The sequence below is a fragment of the Massilia sp. 9096 genome (assembly GCF_000745265.1).
Taxonomy (GTDB): Bacteria; Pseudomonadota; Gammaproteobacteria; order Burkholderiales; family Burkholderiaceae_D; genus Telluria.
Genome location: NZ_JQNN01000001.1, coordinates 3,740,470 through 3,756,355, shown reverse-complemented (window position 1 = coordinate 3,756,355; position 15,886 = coordinate 3,740,470). Strand labels below are relative to the sequence as shown.

The following is a 15,886-nucleotide window of genomic DNA, read 5'->3' as shown; positions in this document are numbered from 1 at the left end:
CGTGGACGTTTAATGACCGGAAAACTACTGAACCTGGAGGCTGTGCGCCACGAGTCTCGCGTGCTCGGCTCATTCCTGGCCGGTCGCGAAGGCGGTGTGGCGCGAGCTGGTGTTGTTGCCCTCGGCGAGAATTCGAGCAGTAGCCTGACGATGAACGAGCTGGCCAACCTGCTTGGTGCCTCGCACCGCTCGTCTTCGGGCGCCTCCGTCACCGCAGAAACCGCGATGCGTGTGTCCGCTGCGTACGGCTGTATGTCACTGGTCGCTGGCGCAATTGCTAGTTTGCCCGTGGGGATCTACGAACGAAACGGTAACGAGCGCGATACTGCCGACCACGATTACTGGTGGATGTTCAATGAGCTGGCCAGCGACGGTTGGACCTCTTTCGATGCCTGGCAAACTCTTATTCTGTCCAAGCTTTCTCATGGTGACGGGTTCGGCGAATGGATCCGCCCTAGTCCTTTCAGCAACCGTGTAATCGGTTGGAAACCGCTGCTGCGCCATACGGTGATGCCATTTCGGGATGGGAAAAATGTCTATTACCGTGTTAGCCCGATCGACGGCCCGTCTTACGTGCTGGACCGCGCAGACGTGATCCACTTGCCTAGCCTGGGCTTTGATGGGCTGTGCAGCCCAAGTCCGCTGACCTATGCGGCATTGGAAGCGATCGGCACCGCACTATCAGCGCAGGAAAATGCTGGTCGGTTCTTCTCTGGTGGTGCCAATTTTGACTACGCACTCAAGACTGCATCCAAGCTCGATGACAAGCAACTGGAGCAGTTGAAAGCATCGCTGCTCGCGCGCGTGCAGAACGGTGGAAGAGGGCCGCTGCTCCTTACAGGTGGCCTGGAACCGGCACAACTAAGCGTGAATTCGAAGGATGCCGAAATACTGGCAACACGCCTCTTCACTGTCGAAGAAATCTGCCGCATCTTCGGTGTGCCCCCATTCATGGTTGGGCACACTGATAAGACGACGTCATGGGGTGCGGGTGTCGAGAACATGGGTATCGGCTTCGTGCGGTACACCCTGCAGAGACACCTGACGCCGATTGCGCAGGAGATCAACTGCAAGCTCTGGCCGGTTCGCCAGAAATACTTCGTCGAGCATGTCACGGCAGCGCTCGAGCGAGGTGACCTGAAGGCCCGATACGACGCCTACAGAACTGCCCTGGGCCGCGCCGGCGAAATGCCGTTCATGGACGCAGACGAAATCCGCCGGCGCGAGAACATGCCGCCGAATCCAAAATTGAAGACGAATGGAGGCACGAGTGCCCAACAGCCTGACCAAGCTCCTGGCGAGCAACAAAAAGCGTCCTGACCGGCTGCCGCAGTCGCGCATCGTGGCCTCGGCCGCCGGCGACGAGACGGCCATTTACATCTACGACGCGATCGTGTCCGATGAAGAAACCGCGTACTGGTGCGGCGGGGTCTCGGCGGAAGCCCTGGTGCCTGAGATTCGCAGCATCAAGAGCGGGACCGTTCGCCTGCGCATCAACAGCCCGGGCGGCGATGTGTTCGCTGCACAGGCCATCTGTCAGGCCATCCGCGACACCGGCGCCAAGGTCATCGCGCATATCGACGGCTACGCCGCTAGCGCCGCGACCGTGATCGCCACCGCGGCCGACGAAGTCGAGATTGCCGATGGTGGCTTCTACATGATCCACAACGCGTGGACCTGGGCGATCGGCAACGCCAACGACCTGACCGCGACCGCCGCGCTGCTGTCGAAGATCGACGGCTCACTCGCGGCCCAGTACGCGAAGAAGAGCGGCATGGCCGTCGACGACGTGCGCGCCGCGATGGACGCAGAGACCTGGTACACCGCCGAGGAAGCCGTAGCTGCAGGCCTTGTCGACCGCGTGGCGGTCGGCGCGAAGGCCGAGGCCTCCTGGAACATGAGCGCGTACGCGCGCGCACCGAAAGCCCCGGACCCGGCGCCTGACCAGGTCGACCCGGCCGCCACCGCCGAACACCGTGCACGCCAGCAGCAGCGAATCAGCATGCTGGCGCGCCTGCAAGTTAGCTGACGCTCTCGCGCCACTATGCTGGCCGCCTTCGGGCGGCTTTTTTATTGCCCCAACCCGGCCGCGAGAGCGGACCCATCTCGAAAGGTATTACCACATGAGCAAGCTCGCACAACTGCGCGCCCAGCGCGACGCCGTGGCCAAGAAGGCCAATGACCTGAACAACAAGTACCCGGCGGACCAGCGCATGCCGGCCGCCGAAGCGGCCCAGCTGGACACCATCCTGGCCGAAGTCGAGGCGATCGATGCCGAGATCGCGCGCGAGCAGCGCATGGCGACGCTGGCCGGCGAGAACCCGCAGGCCCAGCACGAGGCCGCGCTGAATGCGGCGACCCGCGACCCGAGCAAGATCAGCGACGAATCGAAGGCGCTGCGCGCTTTCCTCGGCGGCGGAATGGCGAACCTGTCCGCCGACGACCGCAATCGCATGCTGGCCCGCCAGAATCCGGACATCCGCGCCGCGATGAGCACCACCACCGCGACCGAAGGCGGCTACACCACGTCGCCGGAATACCAGCGCTCGCTCGAGACTGCTATGAAGGCCTACGGCGGCATGCGCTCGGTCGGTACCCCGATCCGCACCGCCACCGGCGTCACGATGAACTTCCCGACCTCGGACGCCACTGCCGAGATCGGTGAAATCGTCGGCCAGAACGGCGGGGCCAGCACGCTGAACACCGCGTTCGGCAATGCGACGCTGGACGTCTACAAGTATTCGTCGAAGGCGATCGCGCTGCCGTTCGAGCTGGTGCAGGACTCCTTCATCGACATTGAGGGCTACGTGCAGAGCGTGCTGGCGATGCGACTGGGCCGCATTACCAACAATCACTTTACCGTCGGTTCGGGCTCGGGTCAGCCGCGCGGCATCATTACTGCCGCCAACGTCGGCCGCGCCGGAGCCACTGGCCAGACCGCGTCGATCACCTACGACGACCTGGTCGAGCTGGAGCACTCGGTGGACCCGGCATATCGCAACGCCCCGGGCGTGGGCTACATGTTCCACGACCAGAGCCTGAAGGTGATCCGTAAGCTCAAGGACAACAACGCTCGCCCGATCTTCGTGCCAGGTTACGAGGAGGGCAACCCGGGCGGCGCGCCTGATCGCTTGCTGGGCCGCGCTTTCGCTATCAACCAGGACATGCCCGTCATGGCGGCAAATGCCAAGTCGATCGCTTTTGGTCAGCTGAGCAAGTACCTGATCCGCGACGTCATGGACCTGACGCTGTTCCGCATGACTGACTCGGCCTTCACCATGCTGGGCCAGATCGGCTTCCTGGCGTTCATGCGCTCGGGCGGCAACCTGATCGATGTAGGCGGCGCCGTGAAGACCTACCAGAACAGCGCAACCTGATCGTAACCGGCGGCCGGCGTTGCGCCGGTTGCCAACATGGAGAACAACATGGCAGATACTCAAGATACGACCCAAGCTACGGCCAAGCCGGAAACCAAAAAGGTGAAAGCGCGCGTGTTGGTCGACTGCGACCTTGGCAAGTGCAATGACGTCGTCGAGATCGACCCGAAGCAGGTCAAGGCGATGGCCGGCACTGTCGACACCGATGCCGAAGCCGTCGCCTACGCTGAGTCGCTGGCGAAGTAAGCATGCAACCTGCGACCATCGCCTGGCTCGCGAACCTGCGCGCGCAGGCGGCGGACCCGGGCAACCTCTGCGTCGTCATCCCCCGCCGTGCTGGCGGGTCGGTGGCGATCTTCCCCGACGACATCCTCGGCAAGTCCGATGACGAGCTGGCGGCCTATGTCGTCGCGCGGCTCACCGAACAACCCAACACCGTTACACCTGGAGCCCCATGAGCGCTTTTTCCGATGCTTACGAAAACAAATACGTCGACTGGTTCTTCCGTGCGCAGGCGCTGGGCCTGAACGGTTCGACCGCTGGCGCTGGCAGTGGCCCGGCCACGCTGTATGTCGGCCTGTTCAACGCAGCCGGCAGCGATGGCGCACCGGGCACGGAGGTGTCGACCAGCGGCACGAGCTACGCGCGCGTGCCGATCACCTCGGCGCTGGCCAACTGGGCCGGCACGCAGGGCGCCGGCAGCACCGCAGTATCGAGCGGCAGCAGCGGCACCACGTCGAACAACAACCCGGTCCAGTTCCCGGGCGGCTCGGCAGTACCTGCGGCCTGGGGCCAAGTGGTCGAGTTCGGCGTTTTCGACTCGGCAACTGGCGGCACCGAAGTGTTCCGCGCTGCGCTCAGCCAGGCCAAAACGATCAACGCGGGCGACCCGGCGCCGTACTTCGCTGCCGGCACGCTCACCCTGCAGGTCGACAACTGATCATGATGACCGCCGACCAACAAGCCGCGTTCCGTGCTGAGGTCAAGGCGCGCATCGAGACAGACGCCGACTTGGCCGCCGCGTATGCGCGCAAGGATTGCGATGCCATCGCGGTGGCCATGTCGCCCGGGCGCATGCGCTTCACCGGCGAGACGATCGGCAATGGTGCGATCCTCGACGCCCTGGGCTTAGAGCTGGGCAACGCGGTGCTCGACACGATCCATGCCGGCAGCGACTACAAATACGTCATCGCGCTGCTCGATCAGGGCCGCGTCGACCCGCGCGCAGAGACGTTCCAAGAGGCGCTTGGAAAGCTGGTCTACATCAAGCAGATCACGCAGGAGCATGCCGACAAGATCATGTCGAAAGTCCAGGCGCCCGATCGGGTCGACGTGGGTGATGTGCACGACGCGTTGTTTGAACTGAACGGAGTGCCGAAATGACCACTGTTGCAGATACCGTAACAACCCTGATAACGCCGACGGCCAACAATGGAGCCGCGGGCACGTCGCGCGGATCGCCCGGCGTGAACAGCGCCGCCGCCGGCTGGCTGGACACCAAGGCAGCGGCGCCGAACAATTTTGACAGCGGTGTGGTGGGCCTGTCGATCACCAACGGCACGAGCGCGCCAGGTGTGCCGGGCTCGATCGTCGTGCAATGGTCGCCCGACAACGGCTCGACCGTCTACGACTTGGCCGGTTACGCCGGCGACGTAGTGGCCGGCTCGACCTATTCCTGGAGCGTCGATATTCCGCCGGGCGCGCGCTATATCCGCGTCATCGGCTTCGGCAATACCACCAATCCTGTCACGTTTGGCGCGACCTACAGCGGCACTTCCCGGAGCTAATTTATGGCCATGCGAAGCCAGCCACAGGGCCGGGTGCGGTTCCAATCGGGCCTGGTTCCGCTGTTCGCCCTGGTCGGAAACTCGCGCGACGTCGTCACCGGCGCGGTGCCGGCAGCGGTCGCCACGCGACCGATCAACGCACCATCCCCGTCGGGCGCCAGCCTGCAGTTCAACGGCACCGGCGGCTTCCATTACGGCAATACCGTCGCGCGCGACCTGTTCTACAATCGCGGCCCGTCATCGCTGCTGGTCGAGTTTTATCTTCCGCTCGTCGCGCGCACGGGCAGCATGTCGCTGATCGGCAAGAACGACGGCGGCAATGCGACCGGCTGGAATTTGTATATCCAGCCCAACAACACGGTGACGTTTTCGATCACTGGCTCGACGAATTATTACGTTCTTGCCACACTGACGGCGCCAGCTGCGAAACTGGTCCCGGGTCAGCGAAACACCATCCTGATCGTCTTCACCGGCGATCTCACTTCGAGCACCCTGGCGACCGCCTACATCAACGGCGTTTTTGCTGGCACCAACGGCGGCGGCGCACCAACAGGAACCGCAGGAGATGCGAACTGCCCGCTACTGATTGGCGGCGCCGATTCGAATTGGGGAAACGCTGGATTCACCGGCAACATCAGCCTGATTGCGGCGTTCCGTGGTCAACTGGCGCCCGTCGGTAAAGGCGGCGCTACGCCCGAAGGCGCGGTCCAGGCGCTGGCGCTGCACAACAATCCGTGGCGCGTGTTCTCCAATGGCGAAACCGGCGAGGCGCCAGCATTCACCGCTGCAGTTGTGGCGCCATCCATTCTGTCGGGTGCCGCTGTTGCCGTGGCCAGCGCATACGGCTCGTTGTCGACCGGGATTAAGCTGAGCGGTGCGGCCGTGGCGTCTGCTACGGCCACTGGTTCGCTGACCGCTGGCGCAGCGGGTTCGCTGTCGATGACGGTCACGCCGAGCACGGGCGCGCCTTACGATCTGACCGCGCTCGGCACGATCGACTGGATCAACTACCCGAACGCATCGGCCGTACGCAAGGCGACGGGCGGTAGCCAGATCAACGTTTCGCATGTCGGGTCGTTCAGCGATTCGATCACGAACGGCTCAAACAATGCCGTCAGCTGGTCCGATGGTAGTCCGACCGCCTCGGGCAGCTCAACCAACGTCATCTTTTCGAGCAATGGTGAAGGTGTCGGCTACGCGGTCACGTTCCCGGCCGATACCACGCCGCGCGTAGCGACGATACTGGGCGGTATCTACGGCGCCGATATGTCCGTCACGGCGACCCTGTCGGACGGTAGCGCGGCGCAGGTGTCGAATTCGAGCGGCGTCACCTGGAGCAGCGGTAGTGGCTTGCAGGGTGCGATATCGATTACGTACAAGGCGGCCAGTGCTGGGCAGACGCTGACCGTCAAGCTGTTGCAGAAGAACGCCAACCGAGCCAGCAACTATTCGAACGCCAATATTCAAGCGGCGATACTCGCGCCGGCGGCTGTAGCAGCCCAGTTGTCCGGATCAGCCGCCGCATCGGCGAGCGCCGGCGGCGCACTGTCGACCGCTACCCCGCTTTCAGGAGCCGCGCAGACCGCAGCGTCTGGTGCTGGCTCGCTGATGACTGCCATCCCTTTGGCTGGAAGCGCTTCGGCGACCGCCAAGGCGACCGGCTCGCTCGTCACGTCGGTCAAGCCGTCAGGTGCTGCCGCTAGCGTGGCCACCGCTGGCGGCACGCTTTCCACTGCGATTCCGTTGAGTGGATCGGCGCAGGTGGTGGCGGTGGCGACTGGGGTGCTGGCAGGGAGCGGCGGCGGCCTGTCCGGCGCGGCTGTGGCGTCAGCCACTGCTACGGGAGCGCTGACCACCAAGATCGCACTGTCTGGTGGCGCGCAAGCGGTCGCGCAGGCATACGGTTCGCTTGCGGGAGGTGGTGCTGCTCTGTCCGGATCGGCGCAGGCGAGCGTGACCGCTGGCGGCGCCTTGACGACGTCGATTCGACTAGTTGGCACCGCCACAGCCCGGGCGACGGCGACCGGTGTACTCGCGACGGCGATCCCGCTGGCTGGACCGGCATCAGCCTCGGCCGCCGGAAGCGGGGCGCTGGTCACGCGCATTCCCCTGGCCGGCGCAGCTGTGGCAGTAGCGCAAGCCAGCGGCGATCTGACTGTGAACAGCGCAGGCATCGACATTTCGCAGATTTCGCCGGCGCGAATCGTCGTGTTTGAGGGAAGCGGCAGCCGCGTGGTCGTCTTCGAGGGCAGCGGTAGCCGAGTCGTCGGCATCGGTTCTGCAACGTCAACTTAAGGAAATGGAATGAGTACGACAGAGCCAACCAAGGTCGGGGACAAGTGGATGGTGCACCGCGACCCTGATGAAATCAGCTGGTACGCGGCGGATATCACCGACGAGCTCCTTGACCGCAATACAACGCTTGCGACTACCGGGCAACCGGTAACGCTCATTCTGCAGGGCGTCACCATGCTGAGAGACTTCAGCATCCAGACCGCGACGATAGGCGGTGTCGTTCATACCTACATCGTCGTGCTGTTGGGTGGGGTCGATACCGCACTGCCTGCTGACTGGCTCTGGACGGCGCGATGCAGCTGCGCGAACGGCGAGCGATTCGACAAAACAACTTGGTTCCAAAGGGTGGATACCTGATGAAGAAAATAACAGACTTCCCGGTGGTGCGCGACCAGCTCGCGCGCGAGGCCGAGGAAAAAGCCAAGCAGGCCGCCCAGGCGCCGACCGTGTTTGCGCGTGCGCCCGGGGCCGCCGGCCAGCAGGCCACCGGCCGGGCGGCTGGCGTGCAAGGGGCGAAGCGATGACGCCGCGGCTGATCACGCCTCCAGCTGCCCTCGCCGTGTCGATGGACGCTGCCCGTCGTGCAGCGCGTGCGCCTGGGAATGCGCTCGACGCCGAGATCGCGGACAAGGTGCAGGGAATCATCGAAGAGGCCGAGCACAAGACTGGGCGCGCATTCATCACGCAGACTTGGGTCGTGACGCTCGACCGGTTTGAGGAAGCGATCAAACTGCCGAACGCGCCGTTGGCCAGCGTGGACCACATCAAGTTCTACGATGTTGCCGGGGTGCAGCAAACACTCGACCCGCAAGACTATGTGGTAAACACCGGAGCCGAGCCAGGTTCGGTCAGGCCGGCACCTGGCTTGATGTGGCCCGCGACGCAGCTGCAGCGCGAGGGCGCCGTCGAGGTGCAGTACGTGTGCGGCTTTGGCGCGACCGATGCTGCAGTGCCTGCGGCCATCAAACGCTACATCCTGGGTATGCTCGAGAACGACTACTACCCCAACCCGAACGCTCAGTACCTCGGCAGTTTGCTCGACCGCGCGATGGTGTACTGATGGTCGCGCCTTTCCGAATGGACGAGCAAGTGACGATCGAGCAGCGGCCTGTTGCGCGCGATCCAGTCTACAACACGGAGCTGGACGGCGACGATGGTTGGGTAGTTCTGGCAGACCATGTATGGGCCTGGGTACAAGACGAGCTGCCGCGCCAGGCCGAGTCGGACGTCAACGGCGTGCGCATCTCGCTGCGCAAGACCCGGCTGCGCATCCGCGTGGATGACCGGGTCGCGATGGACATGCGGGTGACACTGCACGGCCGCGGCGATCGCATCATGCGCATCCTGCTGGGCCCGGCGCTGCTGGATGATCGCCGCCACATGGAAATGATGCTGGAGGATTTCGGCCATGGCTGATGGTGTAGCTGTAATGGTGGCGCTGCAGCTGGCGTATGGCCCGGTTAAGGCCATCGTCGCCGACCGCGTGTATGCGGGCGACATCCCGGCGGATGCTGTGCTGCCGGCGCTGGGCGTGAAGGAGATCAGCCGCATCGAGCTGGGCACGGTCTCCGGCAACGAGGCAAATACGCTGATCACCGCGCGCATCCAAGTGACGGTCGCCGCGAAGACCTACCCGGACCAGAAGAACCTGCTCCTGGCGACGAAACTGGGCGCCGGCACGCATACCGGCACGATCGCCAGCACCCAAGTGCGCAGCGTACTGCGTGACGCCGTCGGCCCGGATTTCTCCGATGGCGCAGCGCGCATCTATTCGCAATCGCGGGACTTCAAGGTCACCTACCTCGAGCCGAACCCGACATAGCCGATCGCCACAACCTGTTTCCCAGCCCGCCCGCGTCGCAGCGATGCCCGCGGGCTTTTTCTTTTGAAAGGTATCACCAATCATGAGTGCAAATGATTTTGCAACCGTCGCCGGCACAAAGCTCTTCGTGAGCACGGCGGCGCCCGCGACCTACGACGCTACCGGTTATGGCGCGCTGGTCTGGACGGAAATCGGCAGCATCACCAAGGTCGGCAACGTCGTCGGCCGCACCTACAGCACCGCGACGCTCTCGACCGTGAGCGACGCCCAGGATCGCGAGAAGAAGGGCAGTTTCAAGCTGCCGAACGCGCAGTTTGAGTGCGCATGGATCGAGAACGATGCCGGCCAGGTGATCGTCAACAATGCGTCAAAAGACAACAGCGTCCCGTCCTTCAAGCTGCTCAAACAGGACGGCACGACCAAGCGCTATTTCACGGCGCAAGTGCTCGAGTACGTCGAGAACCTGGGCCAGAGCAACGATGCGGTCAAGGGCAGCCTTACCCTGCTGCGCCAGACCGACACCATCACCTCCACCACGTAACCCGGCCACCAGGCCACCCTGAGCACCGATCGGCCGCTGTCTCCTTCGCGGGAGCAGCGGCCGGCACGGGCACATCCAACCCGCGAAGAAAGGCAACACCATGATCCACGACCAAGACAAAGCCGCAACCGTCCAGACCATCGCCGACCTCGAGGCGTGCGATACCGCTTGGCTCGACGTCCAGAACAAGCAGGACAACGGCCCGCTGCTGTTCAACGGCAAACCGGTGCGCATCGAGATCCGCAGCCCCGGCACCAAGGAAGCGCTGCGCGCGCAGCACAAGATCAATACGTCGGAGACTGCCAAGACCTTCGCCGGCATGCGCGGTAAGCAGGTCAAAGAGACCGTCGAGGGCAACCTGCAGGAGCGCGCCGACAAGCTGGCCGCCGTGACCGCCAACATCGAAGGCCTGCCGATCTCGGCGCAAGACCTGTACATGAACCCGAAACTCGGCTTTATCACCGTCCAGGTGGCCACCTTCCACGGCGACTGGGCAAATTTCTAAAGGCCGGCGCCGAGGCCATGGCGCTGTACGTCAGGCATGCCGCCTGGCTGAATGCAGCGCCCAAGCCCCCGAAGGGCGACAACACGCCGAGCAAATCCAGGCGTGAGACGCTCGAAGGGGAGGGGATCGAGCCAGAACTGCCCCCGCTTGAGTGGGGCGGCTACCTGGTCGAATACCTGTTCGAATTCGGGCCGACGACAGCGACTGGCATGGGCAGTGTGCCAGTCGAGCCGCAGTGCATCGAATCATGGCAGCGGCAAACCGGCCTGAACCTGTCACCGTGGGAATTTTTGACGCTGCAGAGGCTTTCGAAGGAGTACGCCGCGGAGGCATCGAATGCGACCGAGCCGGACCGGTTCGCTCCATTCACTGAGTCGTCTGATGCTGCGCGCCTGCAGGCGCTTCGCGAAGAACGCGACATGAATACATTCCTGGCGTAACCCGAGAGGACAACATGCCTGATCAGACAGTAACCGGCTTAGACGAGTTCATCGGCTTCCTCGATGGCTCGCCCGCACAGATGGAGCAGAGCATGCACGTCGGCCTGTTCGCCGGTGCGCAGCTGATTGAGGCCACGGCAAGGGCCAACTGTCCTGTGCACCTGGGCGAGCTGCGCAATACGATCCATACCTCGGTGACGGAGAAGGGTTCGGAGGTCGTCGCCACGGTATCGGCCGGCGGGACCGCGCCCGACGGCACACCGGTCTGGTACGCCCACATCATCGAGTACACCGGCGCCGCCCCGCACGACATCACGGGCAAGAACGGTGGCGATGTCGCGTTTGGCGGCCATGCTTACCCCGTGGTGCACCACCCTGGCATGAAAGCACATCCGTTTCTGCGGCCGGCAGTCGATGCCAATGAGGTCGCGGCGATCGGCCTTATCGACCAGCAAATTGAAGCGGCACTCCAAAATACAAGGTAACCATGAACCACTCGATCCAAGTTTCGCTGGGCGCTGATATCTCGAAGTACCAGGCCGGCATGGCCCAGGCCAAGCAGACCAGCACCGAGAGCATGGGTTTCATCGCATCCATCTTCGACAAGATCAAGAGCATGTTTGGCAGCATTTGGGGCTCGATCAAGTCCCTGTTCTCGAGCAGCGACGACAGTACGAAAAAATCGTTCGGATCCATGTCTGATAGCGCATCTGGCGCCTTCCAGAAGATTTCCAGCTACTTCCCCGCGTTTCACTCCGACCTCGATAAAACGAAGGGGAAGATGGCCGAAACCGAGCAGCAGACGTCAAGTCTGGCCAGCAAGATCGCCGTGGGTCTGGTCGCTGCTATCGTTGCCGCTACGGTCGTCCTGGGCGCGTTTATCGCCAAAGGCCTGAGCGTCGACGCAGCATATGCCGGCATCGCAACGTCGACCGACATCGCAGTGTCGCAGCTATCACGCTTCGATGCTGTTGCCGCTCAAAATGGCATCAGCATCAAGGAACTCGGCACGTCCTTCAAGAGTTTCCACGACGCGATGATGAAGGCGGCTACCGGTGACGGCAGCGACGAGTTCACCAGGCTCGGCGTCAAGGTCACGGATGCAAACGGTGCCCTACGTGATACTGACGTGGTTGCGATCGAGACGGCCAAGAAAATTGCTGCGCTGTCGAATGAAACTGCGAAGTACGATGCTGCGGCAAAGGTCGGATTCGGCGGCAAGGCTCAGTTCCTGGAAGACACCGCGCACGCCGGTACGCTGGTGGCACGAGTCACCGATGACCAGGCCGCAGCAGTTGCGCGCCTCGGCAAGATCACGCACGAGATTGGCAACGGTGGCCCGGGGTTCCTGAGCCAGATTTCTGACAAGCTCACGAATACGTTCACACCGGCGCTGAACATTGCCTCAGAAGCGGTGCTGAAGGCCAAAAACAACATCCTCGACGCCTTCCAGCAAATTTACGGTGGCGGGTCGACGCTTGATAGGCTCGGCAACAAGATCCAGGGCTGGGCTACGGATGCAGCTCAGTGGTTTGCCAAGGTCACGAAAGCCGCAACCGAGAGCACGGTCAGCATGGCGAAGTGGCTGGCGGACAAGACCGGCCTGGGCAATGCTGGGCCTTTGAAACCGCTGTCTGACGGTTTCATCCCTGGCACGCCCAAGCTGAATGGCGAAACGAAGACGCCTGTTGTCACCGACGCGCAGAAAGCTGCGAAACAGTCGGTCGACCAGCTGACCAAGTCGATGGCCGATCAGATCGCGGTCATGCAAAAGCAGATCGAGACCGGTGCGACCCTGACGCAGGGCCAGCGCGACAGGCTCACGTTGATGAAAAGCCAGGGTACCGTCGATGCGGCCACGCTGAAAAGCGGCCTTGCGCAGGCCGACCAGTTGGATCAGCTGGAACAACGCTTCACGGCGATGCAGAAGGCGAAGGCTGCCGATGAGGCTGCCACCAAGAAACAGCAGGAAGCCTATGCCCGCGTTCTGTCGATCGTAAATACCAAGCTGGCACAACAGAAGGAAGAGCTGCTTTCAAACCAGAATCTGACCGAGTCCCAGAAGCTTGCCATCAAGATCAACGAGGAGCTGGCCAGTGGGCACCTGCAGCTGTCAAAGGCTCAGCAGGCCACGATACAGGCAGCGCTTAAGCAGATCAGCGCAAACGACCAGCTGACGCAGTCTCAGAAAGCGCAGCAAGAGGTCACCAAATATATCGATCAAAGCGTGATCGCTCGTGCAAAGCAGAACGCATCGCTCGAAGCCGAGTACCAGTTGTACGGCAAGAGCGCCGACGCACGGGCGCTGGCGATGGTCGCCATCGATTCGGAGACCTGGAAAGAAGAGGCGCTGGCCAAGCTGCGCGCCGAACAGAAACCGATCACCGATGAGACGCTCGCGCGACTGAACCAGGAGCGCGACGCGCGCACGCAAGTGGGCCAAGCTGCTATGGGCCAGGGCAAAGCACTGCAGTACGCGTACGAGCTCGCTCAGGAAAACCGGAAGTACGCCGCTGAGCAGATTACCGATGCCACGGCTAGCAAGCAGGCGCTGCTGCAGATCGACGTCGACTTCTGGCAGGAGCGCATCAAGAACGCCGGCGATGGCACCGAGGCGCAAATGCGGCTGCTCACCAGTTACAGCCAGTGGTACGCGAACCAGCAGGCGCAGCTTGACCCATGGTTCGGCCTGCAGCAGTCGCTCAAGCAGTACGGGCGCGAGGCCAGCGACGTCGGCACGCAGATCGGCAATTCGCTGACGAATGCTTTCCGGGGCGCCGAAGATGCATTCGCGAACTTCGTGACCACCGGCAAGCTGGACTTCAGGAGCCTGGCCACGTCGATCATCGCCGACCTGGCGCGGATCCAGGCCAAGCAGGCGCTGTCCGGCGTTTCCGGGTTCTTGAGCTCGACGTTCACGAGCATGCTCACGGGAGGGATCAATCTCGACTCGCTGGGATCGGCATCGAACTTATTGACATCCTCAACTCAGGCCGTTGACACGTCGCAGTTCAACAACCTGGACTTCCTGCCTCACCGTGCGAATGGTGGGCCGGTCCTGGGCGGCATGTCGTACATGGTCGGCGAGCGCGGTCAAGAGGTGTTCACACCGTCCGGTAATGGCACGATCACGCCAAACCATGCACTTGGAGACGACGGTGGTGGCGTGACCATCAACCTGACGACCAACGTCAATGGCGGGACCACGGCGGAAACGGCTGGTGGTTCGAACGCAGATGCTCAAGCGATGGCCGACGCGCTCAACGCCAAGATCAAAACCGTCATCGTGCAAGAGACCCGCCAAGGCGGCACCATCTGGAAATTTCAACAAGGACGAGGATGACGCAAACATTCACGTGGGCGCCGGACGCGAAGCCGACCGGCACGACGACCTTCCGCGTGCTCAAGGCGCAGTTCGGCGATGGGTACGCGCAAACCGCGCAGGACGGCATCAACAACAAGTCCGAGTCCTGGCCAGTGACATTCACCGAAGACGTGTCGATCGTCGCCGGCATCAAGGCGTTCCTCGATGCGCTCGGCGGCGCGGCATCGTTCCAGTGGACGCCACCGAACAGCGTGCCGGGCTTCTACAAGTGCGACAGCTACAGCATGAAGCAGGTCGACGGCGCGATCTGGCAGCTTTCCGCAACCTTCAACCAGAGCTTTCAACCATGATCACAGCAGATATTCAAGGCCTGGAGCCTGGCGCGCGGGTCGAACTATTCGAGCTCGACGCGACCATGATCACCGGCGGCGCGCTGCTACGCTTCCACGGCTACGAGAAGGCCGGGTCGATCTGGTGGCAGGGGGACGAATACACCGCGTTCCCGATCCAGGCCGAGGGCTTCGCCAAAACCAGCGAAAGCCAGCAGCCTACGCCCACGCTTTCGGTCGGCAACGTCGACGGCTCGATCTCGGCGCTGTGCATCCTGTTCGATGACCTGGTGGGGGCGACGCTTACACGGCACGTCACGCTGGGCCAGTACCTCGACGCGGCCAACTTCGCCGGCGGAAACCCGAGCGCGGACCCGACGCAGGAGTTCCCGCCTGACGTGTGGACGATCGAGCAGAAGACCAGCGAGACGAACGAGGTGGTGCAGTTCGAGCTCGCGAGCGCGCTGGACTTTCACGACACGCAGCTGCCGCGTCGCCAAGTGATCGCAAACCTGTGCAGCTGGAGGTACAAGGGCGCGTACTGCGGCTACACCGGCAGCGGTAAATTCGACGCCAACGACCAGCCGGTGTCCGATCCGGCGCTCGATGTCTGCAGCAAGCGCTTGAGCGGCTGCAAGGCCCGCTTCGGCGCCACCAACGTGCTCAACTTCGGCGGTTTTCCGGCCGCCGCCCTGATCCAGTCCTAAAATGCAAAACGACACCATCGAAGCGATCCGCGCGCACGCCGCGGAGGAATACCCGCGCGAGTGCTGTGGCCTGGTGCTGGTCGTCAAAGGCCGCGAGCGGTATCAGCAGTGCACGAACACGGCGCAGGGCACGGAACACTTTGTGCTGCCGGCCGAAGAATACGCCGACGCCGAGCAGCTGGGCGAAATCATCGCCGTGGTGCACTCGCACCCGAATGCGCCGGCGCAGCCCAGCCAGGCCGACCTGGTGTCGTGCGAGGCCTCCGGGCTTCCCTGGCACATCGTCCGGGTCGACCTGGTCGACGGCGCGCCGGCCGCCGGCGAGGTGGTGACGATCGAGCCGAGCGGCTACCGCGCGCCGCTGGTCGGCCGGCAGTTCTCGCATGGCGTGCTGGACTGCTATCAGCTGATCGTCGACTGGTATGCGCAGGAGCGCGGCGTTACGCTGCCGCAGTTCGCTCGAGCAGACGAATGGTGGAATGACGGCAAGTCCGACCTGTACACCGAAGGGTTCCCGCTGGCTGGCTTTGCGAAGCTGCCCAATGGCGCCCTACTGGAAGTCGGCGACGTCATCCTGATGCAGATCCGCGCCCGCAACGACGTCCCCAACCACGCGGCGATTTACCTGGGCGACGGGCTGATCCTGCATCACCTGCACGGCCGGCTGTCGAGCCGGGACGTGTACGGCGGCATGTGGGCCGAGAACACGCGCGCGGTGCTGCGGCACCAGTAGCAAGCCTGACCAGCCCGCCTCGAGC

At 63.2% G+C, this 15,886-nt stretch carries 22 protein-coding genes; all 22 read left to right on the top strand.

The genetic code is table 11. From position 1 onward, the window contains the following. Window positions 1–12 precede the first annotated feature (12 nt). Window positions 13–1,320, top strand: coding sequence for a phage portal protein (locus FA90_RS16155; RefSeq protein WP_051971858.1), 1,308 nt, complete (start codon window positions 13–15; stop codon window positions 1,318–1,320). Then, window positions 1,271–2,029 carry a head maturation protease, ClpP-related gene (locus FA90_RS16150; RefSeq protein ID WP_036170374.1) on the top strand — a complete coding sequence of 253 codons (759 nt, stop codon included), beginning with the start codon at window positions 1,271–1,273 and terminating at the stop codon, window positions 2,027–2,029. Before FA90_RS16155 ends, FA90_RS16150 begins: the two co-directional genes overlap by 50 nt. Before the next feature lie 94 nt (window positions 2,030–2,123). After that, window positions 2,124–3,377: a phage major capsid protein gene (locus FA90_RS16145; protein WP_036170372.1), complete on the top strand. Its 1,254-nt coding sequence runs from the start codon at window positions 2,124–2,126 to the stop codon at window positions 3,375–3,377. Between the two features lie 48 nt (window positions 3,378–3,425). After that, window positions 3,426–3,623, top strand: a complete 198-nt coding sequence (locus FA90_RS16140; RefSeq protein ID WP_156116739.1) for a hypothetical protein — start codon at window positions 3,426–3,428, stop codon at window positions 3,621–3,623. Between the two features lie 2 nt (window positions 3,624–3,625). Continuing rightward, entirely contained in the window at window positions 3,626–3,835 is a 210-nt protein-coding gene (locus FA90_RS16135) for a hypothetical protein (protein ID WP_036170369.1), read from the top strand. Further along, window positions 3,832–4,317: a hypothetical protein gene (locus FA90_RS16130; protein WP_036170367.1), complete on the top strand. Its 486-nt coding sequence runs from the start codon at window positions 3,832–3,834 to the stop codon at window positions 4,315–4,317. Before FA90_RS16135 ends, FA90_RS16130 begins: the two co-directional genes overlap by 4 nt. A 2-nt stretch (window positions 4,318–4,319) precedes the next feature. Further along, window positions 4,320–4,760 (top strand): hypothetical protein, encoded by a 441-nt coding sequence (locus FA90_RS16125; RefSeq protein ID WP_156116738.1) that lies wholly within the window; start codon window positions 4,320–4,322, stop codon window positions 4,758–4,760. An 83-nt stretch (window positions 4,761–4,843) separates the two neighbouring features. Beyond that, window positions 4,844–5,164 carry a hypothetical protein gene (locus tag FA90_RS16120; protein ID WP_036170363.1) on the top strand — a complete coding sequence of 107 codons (321 nt, stop codon included), beginning with the start codon at window positions 4,844–4,846 and terminating at the stop codon, window positions 5,162–5,164. Window positions 5,165–5,167: 3 nt separating this feature from the next. Beyond that, the gene (locus FA90_RS16115; RefSeq protein ID WP_036170361.1) at window positions 5,168–7,459 is read left to right on the top strand and encodes a LamG-like jellyroll fold domain-containing protein; all 2,292 of its coding nucleotides are present in this window, start codon (window positions 5,168–5,170) and stop codon (window positions 7,457–7,459) included. A 9-nt stretch (window positions 7,460–7,468) separates the two neighbouring features. Beyond that, the gene (locus tag FA90_RS16110) at window positions 7,469–7,816 is read left to right on the top strand and encodes a hypothetical protein (protein WP_036170359.1); all 348 of its coding nucleotides are present in this window, start codon (window positions 7,469–7,471) and stop codon (window positions 7,814–7,816) included. Further along, window positions 7,816–7,983 (top strand): hypothetical protein, encoded by a 168-nt coding sequence (locus FA90_RS26555; RefSeq protein WP_156116737.1) that lies wholly within the window; start codon window positions 7,816–7,818, stop codon window positions 7,981–7,983. Before FA90_RS16110 ends, FA90_RS26555 begins: the two co-directional genes overlap by 1 nt. Beyond that, complete coding sequence (locus FA90_RS25115; protein WP_081933886.1) at window positions 7,980–8,519, top strand: hypothetical protein; 540 nt, start codon at window positions 7,980–7,982, stop codon at window positions 8,517–8,519. Before FA90_RS26555 ends, FA90_RS25115 begins: the two co-directional genes overlap by 4 nt. A gap of 17 nt (window positions 8,520–8,536) precedes the next feature. Further along, a complete protein-coding gene (locus FA90_RS16100) occupies window positions 8,537–8,875 on the top strand; it encodes a head-tail adaptor protein (RefSeq protein WP_051971856.1) in 339 nt (112 codons plus the stop codon). Next, entirely contained in the window at window positions 8,868–9,281 is a 414-nt protein-coding gene (locus FA90_RS16095) for a hypothetical protein (RefSeq protein ID WP_156116736.1), read from the top strand. The genes FA90_RS16100 and FA90_RS16095 overlap by 8 nt, the downstream gene beginning before the upstream one ends. 127 nt (window positions 9,282–9,408) lie before the next feature. Then, window positions 9,409–9,822 (top strand): hypothetical protein, encoded by a 414-nt coding sequence (locus FA90_RS16090; protein ID WP_197065313.1) that lies wholly within the window; start codon window positions 9,409–9,411, stop codon window positions 9,820–9,822. Between the two features lie 100 nt (window positions 9,823–9,922). Next, window positions 9,923–10,327, top strand: coding sequence for a hypothetical protein (locus tag FA90_RS16085; RefSeq protein WP_036170352.1), 405 nt, complete (start codon window positions 9,923–9,925; stop codon window positions 10,325–10,327). A 17-nt stretch (window positions 10,328–10,344) separates the two neighbouring features. Further along, window positions 10,345–10,767 (top strand): hypothetical protein, encoded by a 423-nt coding sequence (locus tag FA90_RS16080; protein WP_051971855.1) that lies wholly within the window; start codon window positions 10,345–10,347, stop codon window positions 10,765–10,767. Window positions 10,768–10,781: 14 nt separating this feature from the next. Continuing rightward, a complete protein-coding gene (locus tag FA90_RS16075; RefSeq protein ID WP_036170346.1) occupies window positions 10,782–11,252 on the top strand; it encodes an HK97-gp10 family putative phage morphogenesis protein in 471 nt (156 codons plus the stop codon). Window positions 11,253–11,254: 2 nt separating this feature from the next. Continuing rightward, a complete protein-coding gene (locus FA90_RS16070; protein WP_036170344.1) occupies window positions 11,255–14,110 on the top strand; it encodes a phage tail tape measure C-terminal domain-containing protein in 2,856 nt (951 codons plus the stop codon). Beyond that, window positions 14,107–14,442, top strand: a complete 336-nt coding sequence (locus FA90_RS16065) for a phage tail protein (protein WP_036170342.1) — start codon at window positions 14,107–14,109, stop codon at window positions 14,440–14,442. Before FA90_RS16070 ends, FA90_RS16065 begins: the two co-directional genes overlap by 4 nt. Then, on the top strand, window positions 14,439–15,128 hold the full coding sequence (locus FA90_RS16060; RefSeq protein WP_036170341.1) for a phage minor tail protein L: 690 nt from the start codon (window positions 14,439–14,441) through the stop codon (window positions 15,126–15,128). Before FA90_RS16065 ends, FA90_RS16060 begins: the two co-directional genes overlap by 4 nt. Before the next feature lies 1 nt (window position 15,129). Further along, complete coding sequence (locus FA90_RS16055) at window positions 15,130–15,861, top strand: C40 family peptidase (protein ID WP_036170339.1); 732 nt, start codon at window positions 15,130–15,132, stop codon at window positions 15,859–15,861. Window positions 15,862–15,886 lie beyond the last annotated feature (25 nt).